Source organism: Vibrio sp. Isolate32 (assembly GCF_022397955.1).
Lineage (GTDB): Bacteria > Pseudomonadota > Gammaproteobacteria > Enterobacterales > Vibrionaceae > Vibrio.
Genome location: NZ_JAKEUQ010000008.1, coordinates 1 through 13,436, shown reverse-complemented (window position 1 = coordinate 13,436; position 13,436 = coordinate 1). Strand labels below are relative to the sequence as shown.

Annotated in this window: 11 protein-coding genes and 2 pseudogenes; 6 read left to right on the top strand and 7 right to left on the bottom strand. The window is 39.5% G+C overall.

Features of this window, described 5'->3' with window-relative positions:
* The first annotated feature begins 176 nt into the window (after nt 1–176).
* Entirely contained in the window at nt 177–986 is an 810-nt protein-coding gene (locus L1D11_RS07855; RefSeq protein ID WP_239862377.1) for a YeeE/YedE thiosulfate transporter family protein, read from the top strand.
* 468 nt (nt 987–1,454) lie between these two features.
* Nucleotides 1,455–2,048, top strand: coding sequence for a type IV toxin-antitoxin system AbiEi family antitoxin domain-containing protein (locus tag L1D11_RS07850; RefSeq protein ID WP_239847851.1), 594 nt, complete (start codon nt 1,455–1,457; stop codon nt 2,046–2,048).
* A 573-nt stretch (nt 2,049–2,621) separates the two neighbouring features.
* On the opposite strand, the pseudogene L1D11_RS07845 reads toward L1D11_RS07850, so the two are convergent.
* Nucleotides 2,622–3,062 (bottom strand): annotated as a pseudogene (locus tag L1D11_RS07845) (transposase).
* 261 nt (nt 3,063–3,323) lie between these two features.
* Between L1D11_RS07845 and L1D11_RS07840 the strand changes: the two are divergent.
* Nucleotides 3,324–4,580, top strand: a complete 1,257-nt coding sequence (locus L1D11_RS07840; protein ID WP_239862330.1) for a hypothetical protein — start codon at nt 3,324–3,326, stop codon at nt 4,578–4,580.
* 549 nt (nt 4,581–5,129) lie between these two features.
* Here L1D11_RS07840 and L1D11_RS07835 read toward each other — a convergent pair.
* From L1D11_RS07835 to L1D11_RS07820, 4 genes are all read right to left on the bottom strand, one after another.
* Complete coding sequence (locus L1D11_RS07835) at nt 5,130–5,450, bottom strand: hypothetical protein (RefSeq protein ID WP_239862328.1); 321 nt, start codon at nt 5,448–5,450, stop codon at nt 5,130–5,132.
* 259 nt (nt 5,451–5,709) lie between these two features.
* Nucleotides 5,710–6,219: a hypothetical protein gene (locus L1D11_RS07830; protein WP_239862326.1), complete on the bottom strand. Its 510-nt coding sequence runs from the start codon at nt 6,217–6,219 to the stop codon at nt 5,710–5,712.
* Nucleotides 6,220–6,232: 13 nt separating this feature from the next.
* The gene (locus L1D11_RS07825; protein ID WP_239862324.1) at nt 6,233–7,819 is read right to left on the bottom strand and encodes an SEL1-like repeat protein; all 1,587 of its coding nucleotides are present in this window, start codon (nt 7,817–7,819) and stop codon (nt 6,233–6,235) included.
* A gap of 619 nt (nt 7,820–8,438) precedes the next feature.
* Nucleotides 8,439–8,735, bottom strand: coding sequence for a hypothetical protein (locus L1D11_RS07820; RefSeq protein WP_102548407.1), 297 nt, complete (start codon nt 8,733–8,735; stop codon nt 8,439–8,441).
* Nucleotides 8,736–8,934: 199 nt separating this feature from the next.
* Between L1D11_RS07820 and L1D11_RS07815 the strand changes: the two genes are divergently transcribed.
* On the top strand, nt 8,935–9,156 hold the full coding sequence (locus L1D11_RS07815) for a helix-turn-helix domain-containing protein (protein WP_017632541.1): 222 nt from the start codon (nt 8,935–8,937) through the stop codon (nt 9,154–9,156).
* A gap of 21 nt (nt 9,157–9,177) precedes the next feature.
* Here L1D11_RS07815 and L1D11_RS07810 read toward each other — a convergent pair whose 3' ends face one another.
* A complete protein-coding gene (locus tag L1D11_RS07810) occupies nt 9,178–10,470 on the bottom strand; it encodes a site-specific integrase (protein ID WP_017632540.1) in 1,293 nt (430 codons plus the stop codon).
* Between the two features lie 524 nt (nt 10,471–10,994).
* Here L1D11_RS07810 and aroC point away from each other — a divergent pair.
* Entirely contained in the window at nt 10,995–12,080 is a 1,086-nt protein-coding gene (gene aroC, locus L1D11_RS07805) for a chorismate synthase (protein WP_239834793.1), read from the top strand.
* Nucleotides 12,081–12,158: 78 nt separating this feature from the next.
* Here aroC and L1D11_RS07800 read toward each other — a convergent pair whose 3' ends face one another.
* The gene (locus L1D11_RS07800) at nt 12,159–12,782 is read right to left on the bottom strand and encodes a trimeric intracellular cation channel family protein (RefSeq protein ID WP_076654577.1); all 624 of its coding nucleotides are present in this window, start codon (nt 12,780–12,782) and stop codon (nt 12,159–12,161) included.
* A gap of 486 nt (nt 12,783–13,268) precedes the next feature.
* Between L1D11_RS07800 and L1D11_RS22720 the strand changes: the two are divergent.
* Nucleotides 13,269–13,436: pseudogene (locus tag L1D11_RS22720) on the top strand (IS66 family insertion sequence element accessory protein TnpB); the annotation flags it as partial.

Genomic DNA, 13,436 nt, shown 5'->3' with positions numbered 1-13,436 from the left:
GAAGTTTTACGCTCTTACTATATTTAACGAACGACAACAGCAAAATCAATGCAATCTGGAGGCTATGTATGTTGTTTATTCTCGCTTTGCTCTGCATTTTCTTATTGGGATATCTCGCCCAAACCACAGGCCTTTGTATGGTGAGAGGAGTAAAAGAGGCGATAAAAGGATCACCAATGTTCATCGTTGCGATTGTTTTTAGTGGATCGCTGGCTTGGGTATCAATGGGGTTAGGTTCAGTGGTTGAGGGGCGCCAGTTGTCCATAGCTTTTTGGCCGAGTTTGTTCTCACTGCTTGGTGGCTTTCTATTTGGTATTGGCGCGGCAATCAACAGTGGTTGTGGGGTTTCTACAGTGAGCAGGTTAGCTCGCGGCGAAGTGGTTATGTTGGCTACTGTATTCGGTTGGTTTGTTGCTTGGCTGGTGTTTGCTCCAGTTTTGCCTTCGGAGTTGAAAGGCTCTAGGTTGGTACTGTCCGACTTTTCCAGATACATATTCCTTGGGAGTATCTCGCTCATAATTGTGGTGAGTTGTTACTTTATGAACTCGGTCAATCGTAAGCTGTGGTTTTCAATGCTGGGTATTGGGTTGATGGCCGGCTTCGTATTCTTGTATGAACCGCATTGGACGCCAAGTGGTTTGCTGAAATCTATGGGTACTTCAATTTGGCATGGGAAGACAGAAGACTGGCCGAGTAGTGAGCGTTTTATATTGATGACCTCACTATTGGTTGGAATGATCAGTGCTGCACTATTTACAGGATCTTTTTCATTGAGGTTTAGCCCGATACGTCGGTTTGGTAAACATTTAATTGCTGGTGTACTTATGGGGTTTGGGGCCGTGATGGCAGGAGGAGGGAATGACACTCAACTTCTTGTTGCCATGCCGGTGCTTTCTCTAGCGGGTGTTTTTTCTGTGTTGAGTATCATTGTTGGTATTTATCTTGGGACTCTTGTGTTGCCGAGTCTGCATACAAAGCCAAACTAATCCCTATTTATCGATTTTTAATAGCTACAACATACACAATTATTACTGCAGTGGTGCAACACATTAATCCATATCCAAAATTTAGTTATGCTTAACCGAAGCGGCTTAATATGTGTGCTGTGAATGTGGTGGTGGCTTTGTTATATATTTCGGGAATTGCACTTTGTTTGTGTATTGAAACCTTGAATGTTAATAATCGGGGCAGTGCGCCGATTGGATATGTCGGCTTTTCACTATGCAGTAGAATTCAGCAGTACTCATACTCCAGTAAACGATATGGCATAGTATGAGCAGAGATGGGGAAGCGATGGTGTGCCTCATCGTCATAACCTGCGGCGGTCATATTTAGCCTGATATGCCTTGAAACGATTTCAGGTAACATTTCTAATATGTTCTGCTTTATTGCAGGAACGGTGATACGCTTTGTAGTACAATACATACAATGTACTACAAAGCGTATCATTTTAAATGAATCCCTCACAACGAGATAAACTTAAAAAGTTATCTATATTTACTACCTCAGATGCCGCGAAATTCAACATCACTCGTGCAGCGCTTTCTCGCGCCGTGGAAAAAGGTCATATAGAAAAACTTCAGAGAGGGCTTTATGGATACGTAGGGCGAGAAGAGTCAGAAATGCAATCTTTTGCAGAGGTTAGTGCTAGAGCGAAAAATAGCGTTATTTGCCTTCTGTCTGCTCTCAGATACCACGACCTCACCACCCAAGCGCCATTTCAGGTGTGGATCAGCATTAATAAAAACGATAGAGCGCCCAGCATTGACTACCCAAACATACGAATTGTTCGCACCAGAGACATGGCGAATTTTGGAGTTGTCTCAAGACAAGTTGATGGTATTCCTATTTTGGTGACTGATGTTGAGCGGACTATTGTTGATTGTTTTAAGTTCCGTAATAAAATCGGGATTGACGTTGCGATTGAAGCATTTGTGGAAGCAAAACGAGCTAATAAGCTCAATCACGATAAGCTCTGGGAATATGCCAAGTATTACCGAATGACTAATATCATGATGCCCTACCTTGAAGCGCTGAGTTGGAATTAATAAGCTCTTTTTCCTTTGCGTCTTTGTCCATAGGTATAATAGATACCCTGAAATTTAGGTTGAGGGCGGATCCATGGAGTGTACTTTGTCAGTGCCTAAAAATTAGTTATTTGGGAGCTTTTGATTGAGTAGACGTTACATCTGCGCCAATAGGCAGTGTTAGTGCGCCAATAGGCAGTATTAGTGCGCCAATAGGCAGTGTTAGTGCGCCAATAGGCAGTATTAGTGCGCCAATAGGCAGTGTTAGTGCGCCAATAGGCAGTATTAGTGCGCCAATAGGCAGTATTAGTGCGCCAATAGGCAGTATTAGTGCGCCAATAGGCAGTGTTAGTGCGCCAATAGGCAGTGTTAGTGCGCCAATAGGCAGTGTTAGTGCGCCAATAGGCAGCGTTAGTGCGCCAATAGGCAGTATTAGTGCGCCAATAGGCAGTATTAGTGCGCCAATAGGCAGGGTTAGTGTGCTAATAGGCAGTAGTTGTACGCCAATAGGTATTGCAACTGTGCCTGTCTTAGTCTTTCATTTACTAGATTTTCACTGCAGAATACGCTAGGCGGTGGGGCTTGTAAGGGCGTTTAGTCTTCAGGCATACCTAGCTCCGTATGCTTGTTCAACGCTTTTATCATCGAGTAAGTCTCCCCCCACCTGTGCATTGTAATCTCTTAAGTTCAATCGCCCTCCTAACAACTGTTTAACTCGATCCATCTCGATTTCTGACAGCGAGCGTCTATGGTGTCCATTCCGCTCTTTCTAATACTTATTTGAGCCGTATAACTTCTGGCAACCCAAGGCATGATTTTGATGGGGACCGCGCTTTCAGCGGCATAGAAAACTCGCTTCACCCTGAGCGTTATCGTGATAGCTAAATCTCTTAACCGACGAGACCTCCTACGCTTATGCTGTTTTCTTTGTGCTCACCCATTTATCGCAGCGTCATCAAGCCAAAAGGTCAGAGAACCACGGTTAATGATTGGGTGTATTTGCTTCCTGGTTGTTTTGTAATGAGGTTTAGGTATTGGGCTAAGAGAGGGAGTGGACGGAACTAATCAGATCGTAGGTTCTGGATTTAGTTCCATTGAATTACGCAACAAAGCCGCTACGCTATCAAAAATTAGCTCCAATTAATTTAAAATAAATTAGAACTACCATGAAACATATTGAAACATCGTGGTTTAATATGGTTCGATGTTTTTTATTTTCCTTGTTTAATGTGATTTGTTCAGTGTTTACACCATGTGAAATTATTTGTTAATGTAAATAAAAAAATAGGTTTCATTATGAGTAATTATGTATCTAGTCAGATGAAGGGATTTAAAAAAACTCAATTTCTTGGTCTTAGAAAACATCATGTAAGAACTATTGTAGATGACAAGAACGTCTATCCGGAGTTGAGTTGTGGAAATGTTTATATTCAAGAGGTTGTTTCATTCGCAAATTGTGAGAAGAGAATGAAAAAATTGAAGGAAGCTGCAGGTAAGCGTACTTGCAATATTGAATTCTCTAAAAATTCAAACGCCTTCGTTGATAATGTTGTTGTTCTTTCTCGAGACCAAGTTATGGTTGTAAAGTCAAAGTATCCATTCAATTGGAAAGATAAAATTATAGATTGCTGTAAGAAATTGGCAAACTTTATTCATAAGAACTTTGGGCTGTTTCCAATGGCGATTGATCTTCATGTTGATGAGGGCCATTTTAAATCCGAAGAGTTCATTGAAAATTTTCACGTGCATATGACCTTCTTTAATTTCGATTTCGAAAAATTGATTCATCCTTTTCGCCTAATGGGAAAAGGCAATATGAAGAAGCTGCAAGATCTTACAGGTAGGGCATTTATTCAATTAGGGTTTGTCCGTGGTAAATCGAAGGAGTTAACAAGTGCTGTACATAAGGATAAAGCAGAGTATTTAGAGGCTCTTGTTGAACGACTTAAGGCGGCTTTAGAATCTCTTAATGCTTCTTATAGCCAAGTAGAAAAAGAGTTAAGTGTTAAACTGATTAAGCTTTCAGGCATTGAGTCAAAAATAATAGACCAAGAGTCCAATTTTAGAAAAGAAGAATGTAGGTCAGTTTCACTAAAAAAAGAATTAATAAAAACCACTTCTGAAATTAATAGACTTCGCTTAGTTAAGAAGCAGGAAGAAATTAATTATAATGATAGTAAGCATGAATTAATGGTCGCTAGAGAAGATATTGTTAAGTTAAATAACCACCTAAAGAAAATAAAACGTGATATAAATAAAACTGTATTAAATAGTAAATCAGAGAATGAAATTCTTTATTATAAAAGGTTAGAAAGAGCTAGATTGGAAAATGAATTAACTGTGATTGAAGGTAAACTGCTAGATCTGAGAAAGGAATATGATGAAGTAATTAGATCTAGTAATCCGACAGAGAGAGCTTTGCGGATTAAGTTAGATTTTGAATATAAGAAAAATCTAGAGTTGACCAAGAAGCTGGATGCTTATGAAGGAAATAAAAATAATAGTTTGGAGGGTGGTAATAATAAGGAATACACGAAAATTATCGTCCCGTAAATTAATGACTGTTTAGTATAAAAAGCAGATTTCGATCATGAGAGAGTAATTATTATTGTTTCTAAATGGGGATAAATCCACCAGCAATGCTGGTGGATGTAAACAAACTAGTGCAGATAGGTTTGTTTTAAGTACAAGAAGCCTTTAGCCATCAATGACTTTGCTAATGATATCGACAGTAAACTGTGATTTTGAATCCATGTAGAACATCCTTAGCACCCTTTAAAGCTTGTTCAAATACTTTAAAAAGTACGCTAATTCAGTCCCGTCATTTTCCCTCGGTAGTTAGTGTAATGACAAAGTCGCTCGGTAATTCAGGCACGACAGAATCGCTTGGTGATCACAAACGGGTAAAGATTCAATCTGAGAAGCTTTTGGACAGAAACGGGTTAGAGTTTGGACTCTAACGCGCTCGATATCTATTAGAAAAAGTATCTGTAAGCCTTGAATGCAAGTTCTTATCCAAGCAGTGGTTAAATTGGGACCGAAGTTTGTTGACCAGTACGTATGGGGCTTAGAGAGTTTGAACCTCCAATACCCCAGTTACCTTCAGTTTGCCGGTGAAAGAGAACGTTTTATATTAGAAAAAACAAAAGCACCAATCGTAATAATAGGTAAAGATACTATTATTCTTAAGTTCCCTTCTAACTGAAAATAACCATCTAAAATGATAGAGGAATAGACAATCGGCACAGATACTAATGCGAATATGCATGATTTTTTAAACTCAAGAAAAGACTTCTCTCTAACAAGTAAAATCCAGAAACTAAAGTAACTCAATACCGATAATATCAACAATCCTTTGAAGTTAAGCACTAAGGTTAAAAACCAAAAAAATGCTATACCTAATACTTTTTCACTTTTCTTCATAACACCCCAATATCAACACTTACTTACTCCTACATCACTCTCATATGAGTATGATCTTATCCTCTTTCATCGAATTATATTGGATAGCAGAGAACCAAGCTCATGAAATCTGTAGAGCTTGATCTAAATAGCTTTTGGACAGAAACGATTTAGGTAAATAGCTCTAAATCGTTTCTAAAAGATGAGAAATAGTAACTTGAAAGCTCAGATTCTACCACTATCGTCCATCTAGCGAGCGCAAAATAACGACCTATTTAGATCAAAGCATTGAACTCTCTTGTTGCTGCTTCTTTTTTTTCGCTTTTTCGCTCTGGGTGTTGAAGGCTTTCAAAAGGTCTGAGTGGATATAATTCATAGATAATTGAAAGTTCATGTGTGGAGCTTCCAATGTAATCTCAGTCTCACCATCTTTGTATGTCGCAGATTTATTCCCGACAAAAGGGATTTTTTGGTTTACTAATTGATATTTTTTCCCAAGGGTGCCATTCAAATAATCAAACTTATTTTTCGGTAATTCGGTTAAAACTGCAATCAGTTTGTTGGAGCGACTAAAGATCACCGTCACATCATTGATATCTTCGAATTGTATTTGATTTCGAGGGATCTGATACATATCACCCTGACTATACTTGTTGATACCTTGGTGGGATACATTATATTTGCTTTTAAGTTGTTCAACGGTAGTTTCACCAATCGTTAGCCCAAATACAGTAGGGTTTGCGAATACTGATTGGCATATAAATAACAGTGCAAAGATTAATTTCTTCATTTTTCAATCCATTTTAGTAAAGATGAGTATTGTTTAAGTAACCAATGGTGTGGTTTTTAGGAACATATACCTCTGTCCATTTGCTTCCAGAGGACAAGACATAAACACGCTGACCTTGTGGCAATGCCAGCAGTTCCTTACTGTCAAAATTGCCTTCTTCATACACTGAAGCTTTTTTGATCTGAACTGTTTTGGTTTTAAGTTTATTCAGTATTTCATTAAGGTACGATTGTGCTTCTTTATGATTTTGTTGTGCAGACTTTGCGTACCAGAACGCAGCTAGTTGATTACTTTTTCGTACACCTTTTCCTGTTTCGAACCTTACTCCCAGATTTTTTTGAGCAACATCATCACCTTGTCTTGCCGCTTTTTTATACCACTTGAATGCTTTATAATCATCTTTTTCTACTCCATTGCCCTCCGCATACATAACACCAAGGTTGTTCTGAGCGGCAATTGAACCTTGTTCCGCTGCTTTTTGATACCATTTAAATGCCTTTCTTGAATTCGGAGCAACCCCTTCGCCCTCACTCTGCATCCAGCCAAGCCTAAACTCAGCATCAACAACCCCTGCATTTGCTGATTTTTCAAACCAATTGTAGGCTTGCGTATAGTTTTTTTCTTTCCCATAACCATAATAATAATGATTACCAATAAAGTAATCAGACCAAGGGTGGTTTTGTTTGCTTGCCTTAGCAAAGTACTCATATGACTTTTTATAATCTTGCGTTATACCATCGCCATAATAGTACATTTTTGCCAAGTAGTGGGATGCGTACTTCGTGTGTGGTGCTGCTTCACTTAGGATAGAAAACGCTTTATCGGTATCCTTTTCAGTTCCTATGCCATAGAGGTAATAGGAACCTAGTTGAGCTTGCCCACTCCAATTAGTTTTAGCAGACTTTTTCATCCAGTGAAAAGCTCTCTTTTTATCTATGTGTACTCCCTTTCCATATTCATAGAGCCACGCTAAGTTTCTTGCAGCAGAGCCATTCCCCTTTTTGGCCGATTTAGTATACCAGTGGATAGCTTTCTGATAATCCTGAGTTACTCCATATCCATTTTCAAAAGCTAATCCCATGTAAGCTGAACAATCACTATAGCTTTCAACACATCTTTCATACCATTTTAGAGATTTTCCATAATCTTTAGTTGACCAAAAATGCTCACCAAGCTTTTTGATCGATTTAGCATCATCTTTTTCAGCTTTTAGCCATAATGGGAACAGCTTTTTATTCTGTTCTAGAACTCTGGATGCTCGATCTGATTTTAGCTCTGACGCTTTAGTCAAATATGTTTGTGCTTCTTTATATTTTTCGTGTTCAAGCGCATACATACCATAATCAAATTGAGCATTAACTAAACCAGAATCCGCCGCTTTTTTAAGCCAACCAATATCTTCATCTGATGGACGGTTCGTTGAGGTATATAAGCGATACATTGAGCGATTATCACCGTCTAAAGCCAGTTTTTGCCAAGATTCTCTTGCTTTAGCATAATCACCATCTTGATAGGCTTCTTCTGCCGATTCATATGTTGTTGCACACCCTGACAACATCAACGTGACTATAGCACTAGCCAACCACTTGCTTTTTAACATTATCCTTTTCCTTAAAGAGTTGTAATAATTTGTAATTATTATCAAATATGCTACAAAACACCCTTTAATCTTTCAAGCAGTTGCAAGTGTAAAATCATCAGTTATCACTATTTTTAGTTTTACATGTTGAATATAATTGCAGCGAACATAGTTTCCTTCTGACGACAAAACGTAATAAGCGTACTGGCAAAGAGAGTGACGGCTAAAATAACTTTTTGTAGGGCAAACGCACATTAACAGAATTTGTATGAGCATCTACTCTAAACCATAAAGGGGCAATTTTGAGTTAGCCATCGTGGCCCACTCAAAAGTGGGCAGAACAATGCTAGAGTCAGTCTAATTTAGGATGTGATCGTTCGCTTAGCAAAACAGAATTAGGTCGCCTAAACATGGGAAATGTAAATACCGTAATTTAACTGCCCGTAGTTAGTTGCTAAACTATATATGTATTAATGCAACAGTATTAGTAAATCTATGCGGTATTTTAGTAAGTGCTATAAAGCGAAGGTCAATATATTGCTGCATTTAGCAAAGATAAACGATCTCCCTCTAGGACTTGTAATTGACACCTTGGCTGGCAGACACGTCCACCAGCGATGCTGGTGGACTTTTACGTAAATTAATGCAGATAGGTTTGTTTTTCTGAAGATGATATTTGCCTTATAATCCAACTTGCATCATGAAGCTGAGCTCCTTGTCGACACTTAAGTAGTACTTCTATTGCTCGCTGGGATAAATGATTTACATAACCTTCAGTTAGGTGGCAATTTATATGGAAATCATGTTCCCATATTTTATCTTGTATTGAAGGCTGGTAGCTTCTTACTTCATCGCTGGTTAAGTGATGGAATTCCTCAAAAGCTGCAATCTCTAAGCATATTCCTGCAGTTTGGATCTCTATAGGGGTGATGTTCATTTTCAACTCCATATTCTTCGAAACTTTCGTGGGGTCTTCCCCCAGATGAGACCAGAGTCACAGCGAACTAGAGTTGTACAAATTACACTCTTCAGTCATACATATTGGTCTTTAGAAGCATATTTTTAATCTCCTATAGATTAATATTAGTACATAATTACGTCTTTGCAACTTATTATGACTTATAGGAGGTTATATTTTGCTTTTAAAAAGCGTAGTAAAGTGCCATTTGTCTAGGATTATGGGCGAAAAGCGGTTAAAGATTTCAATTGTTTCGAGGGATACCGGGATTAATCGAGGTACCATCACACGTTTGTATTATGATGAAGCGGAGAGGGTAGAGCTAGATGTCATTGGTAAGTTGTGTTTGTATCTGGATGTTCAAATTGACGAACTTTTTGAAGTTGAGCGTCTTGAATAGGCCATAGTTTCAATGCGTTATCTACGAAATGTCCCCAAACTTTGAGCGCTCAATTAATCGTTCATTGAGAACTTCTTCCCATAGTTCTAGTCCGTATCTTTTCTCGTCCAGGTACTCATACCTATCATAGTGTTTGCCTGAGACATCACTGATAGCATGTCCCTGAATTCTATCACGGACTTCTTTACTGATTTTGAATTGACCGCCAAGCGTTTTAAATGTTCGTCTAAAGTCTCTCGCAATAAAGTTTTCAATTTCTGTATTCCGTTTGTAGGACAGCACTGCTTGAGCAAGAGTGTTGCTTGGCATTGGCTCAGTTGGCTTGGTCTTTTTATGGAACACAAATGGACTATTAAATTCGTTATCTTTGAGGCAATCCTTGAGGATCTCCACTGCAGTATGAGTGAGAGGTACTACGTGTGCGTGGTTGGTTTTGAAAATTTCAGCGCGAATCGTGAGTGTTTTATCGCGGAAGTTAATATCGCTCCATTTAGTATTGGCGATCTCATAGGGGCGCTGGCCTCCTAAATAGAAACAAAGCTTGATAAAGCGTCGCGTTGATGTTGCTAACTTAAGGTCGTGGTAGCGATAGCTCATGTCATGGATGAGTTGTATTAATTCATCAATGTTTAAGAAACGGTCTCCTGCCTTTTCGGCGTATGTTTGCTTAGGAATGGCTGAAATAGGGTTGTATTTCAACCCAAACTTCACTTTAGAGTTATTACTTGCTGGGTCATTATCGTTTTTAAGTCCAAACTCAAAGGCGGCATGTAAGTAAGAACGAAGCTTATTACTTTTTGGAGCGTAACCTTCTTGGATAGGGATACTGAGTGCCTGCATAAAATCACTTGGTTCGAAGCTTTTTGCTTTGCGTGTTTTATCAAGGTAAGGGTAGATGTTGCAGATGATTTTTTGTTTATCTTCTTCGTAATTTCTTTTGCCGCGCTTACATTTGTCTAATGTATAGAGGTCTATAAGCTGCTCAAACGAACCAGCCCTAAGTGACTCTTGTTCGAGATATTCTTGCTCTGCTTCTTTTTCCTGAAGATATTCTAACGGGTCTATACCTTGAGACAGTAATTCGCTGTAAGACTCAGCGATTTTCCTTGCCTTTGCCAGCGTAACTCCTGGTAAGCGGCCTATCGGAATCAAAATTGCTTTTGAACTTTGGTAGTAACGAAACTTAAAAGATTTTGAACCGGCAGGCGTTACTTGAACACCTAATCGTCCTTTTCCGCGCTCGCCTGTTTTATCCCAAGCGTAGAATGAACTTTTTTTAGGCGTTAGGCTGTTAATTTGTGTAACAGTTAGCATAAGTTTTTCTCCAAGCTTCGTTGATTAAAAATAGCACTTGCCTAGATCCGTGGTCAAGTATATGGTCAAGTAACGAGTGATTTCTTTGAAACTTAGTGAAACGTAATAAAACTTATATTTATGTTTTTGATATTATAAATTTTTGATTTTTAAAGTTTTATCGTTTTATTTTGATTCTTTGTGTTTCATGTTGATTTCGACATCCCATCTCTTCTAAGGATGTGGTCGAAGGTTCGAATCCTTCAGGGCGTGCCATTATTTAAAGAAACCCGATAGCCCATAGAGTTGTCGGGTTTTTTGCATTTCATCCATCATAAAACACTTCTTTCAAAGCTCCAGTTATTTCCTTCTCTTGTTCATTTCGTTCGGCTCATGTAATAGAAAGTTAAAATTGTTCCTTTTTTGGGGTTTACATCATTTAGTAATAAAGCCACTATGAATTCACGAAGAATAGACAAGTAAAGCTATTAGCCGGTTGGTTTAGGAATCAAACCTTCTGAGTGATGGCTGATTTAGAGGAAGTAATGGCAGGAAACAGTATCGGACAACATTTCCGCGTGACTACGTTCGGAGAAAGTCACGGTATCGCACTAGGATGTATCGTAGATGGGTGCCCACCAGGATTAGAAATTACCGAAGCAGACCTTCAAAAAGATTTGGATCGTCGTCGCCCTGGTACTTCTCGTTATACAACGGCTCGCCGTGAAGCGGATGAAGTAAAGATTTTATCAGGTGTATTTGAAGGCCAAACTACGGGTACTTCTATTGGTCTATTGATTGAAAATACAGACCAACGCTCTAAAGACTATTCCGAAATTAAAGATAAATTCCGCCCAGGCCACGCTGATTACACGTACCACCAAAAGTACGGTGTGCGTGATTACAGAGGTGGTGGTCGTTCTTCAGCTCGTGAAACTGCAATGCGTGTTGCTGCAGGTGCGATTGCGAAGAAATACCTAAAACAAGAATTTGGTGTTGAAATCCAAGCTTACCTTTCTCAAATGGGTGATATCTCGATTGATAAAGTGGATTGGAACGAGATCGAAAACAACGCTTTCTTCTGCCCAGATGCCGATAAAGTACCTGAATTCGACCAACTGATTCGTGATTTGCTAAAAGAAGGCAACTCGATCGGTGCTAAGATTCAAGTGGTTGCGACTAAAGTGCCTGTAGGCCTTGGTGAGCCAATCTTTGACCGTCTAGATGCAGACATCGCGCATGCTCTAATGAGCATTAATGCTGTGAAAGGTGTTGAGATTGGCGATGGCTTTGATGTGGTTAATCAGCGCGGTAGTGAACATCGTGATCCATTAACGCCAGAAGGCTTCAGCAGCAACCACGCTGGCGGTATCTTAGGTGGTATTTCTACTGGACAAGATATTGTGGCAAGTATTGCCCTTAAGCCAACATCAAGCATCACGGTTCCTGGTGACACGATCACTAAAGACGGTGAAGCGACACAGCTAATCACTAAAGGTCGTCATGATCCATGTGTGGGTATTCGTGCTGTACCGATCGCAGAAGCGATGTTAGCGATTGTATTGCTTGATCACTTGTTACGTCACCGTGGTCAAAACTTTGGTGTAACGACTAACACTCCTCAAATCTAACGATTGAGCGAATGAAAAAAGGGTTGCTTCCTGCTGGAGCAACCCTTTTTGTTTTCTGCGTTACTGAGAATATATTATCTAATGCACAGAGCTTTCAGGATCAAGCTGGAATGAAGGCAAACGCCACTTGAATCTCACCGCCGCCATACGTAGCAAGTAACCCACCACGAGCGTTACAATCGTTGCGGTGACATCGTTAATGCCAAGTTCAAGCAAACCTAGGTATAAGCCTGAAGCAATCAGTGCGATAGAGGCATAGAGCTCTTCATGCAACACCAATGGTGTTTGACGACAGATAAGGTCGCGTAGCAAACCACCAAAGACACCTGTGACTAGCGCAGATACCATACAGATCATTGGATGTAGACCCATTGTCATCGCCACCTTGGTGCCAATGATGCTAAATACGATAAGCCCTAAAGCATCTAAACGAATGAATAAGCCTTTTAGCTTGATTACCCATTTAGCCAGTCCCGTTGTGATAACACCCGCGATACAGGTGATCGCCAGATACTGTGGATTTTCAACCCAACCTAAAGGGTAATGTCCAAGTAAGATATCTCGGACTGTACCGCCGCCAATTGCCGTTGCACTGGCAACCAACATTACACCAAACCAATCCATTTTTTGTTTGCCAGCACTGAGAGCGCCGGTCATGGCTTCTGCCGTGATGCCAATGATATACAAAACACTTAGTAGCATTGCTGTAGCTCTATTATTTAGGTCTATAAATTGGAGTCTTATAGGCCTTGGAGATATAAAAATGAAGCGCGAGTGTAGTAGTAAAATAGGCGATTGACGAATGAATATTTGTACCGTGAATAAGCATTTCAGATTAGATAAACTAATTATTTACCTCAAAGTAGTATAATCTAGGATCAGCAATCGTAACGTATTGGGAACCACCTAATGCCATTGCCCATGATAGGGCTTTACCATGTGTTAAAAAAACGCAAAACGCCTGAGTTCTTTTTACTAAAATTTGATTTATCGGCTTTTCAAGGTGACGATTATTCGTTTACTGATTAGGCTTGTATTCTTCACTTAATTTAAGTGGATGACTCTAAATTGATTGTAGCTCCTACAAGACGATTGCACTGGATTATTAGTAAGCGCTCCATAAAACCCGCATTCTAATCGCCTAGCGCGAAGAATAAGATCAAGTCTCCAACCATGAGGAGATTTGAAATGGGAAAACGACACACTAATCAAGAATGGCAAACGCTCATCGCTCAGTCTGAATCGAGTTCATTGTCAACGCTTGCATTTTGTAAGCTTAATGAACTCAATCCCTCGACGTTTTATGCTAAGCGCCAGCAACTCAAAAAAGCAGATGTCTCTCAAGGCTTTGTACGG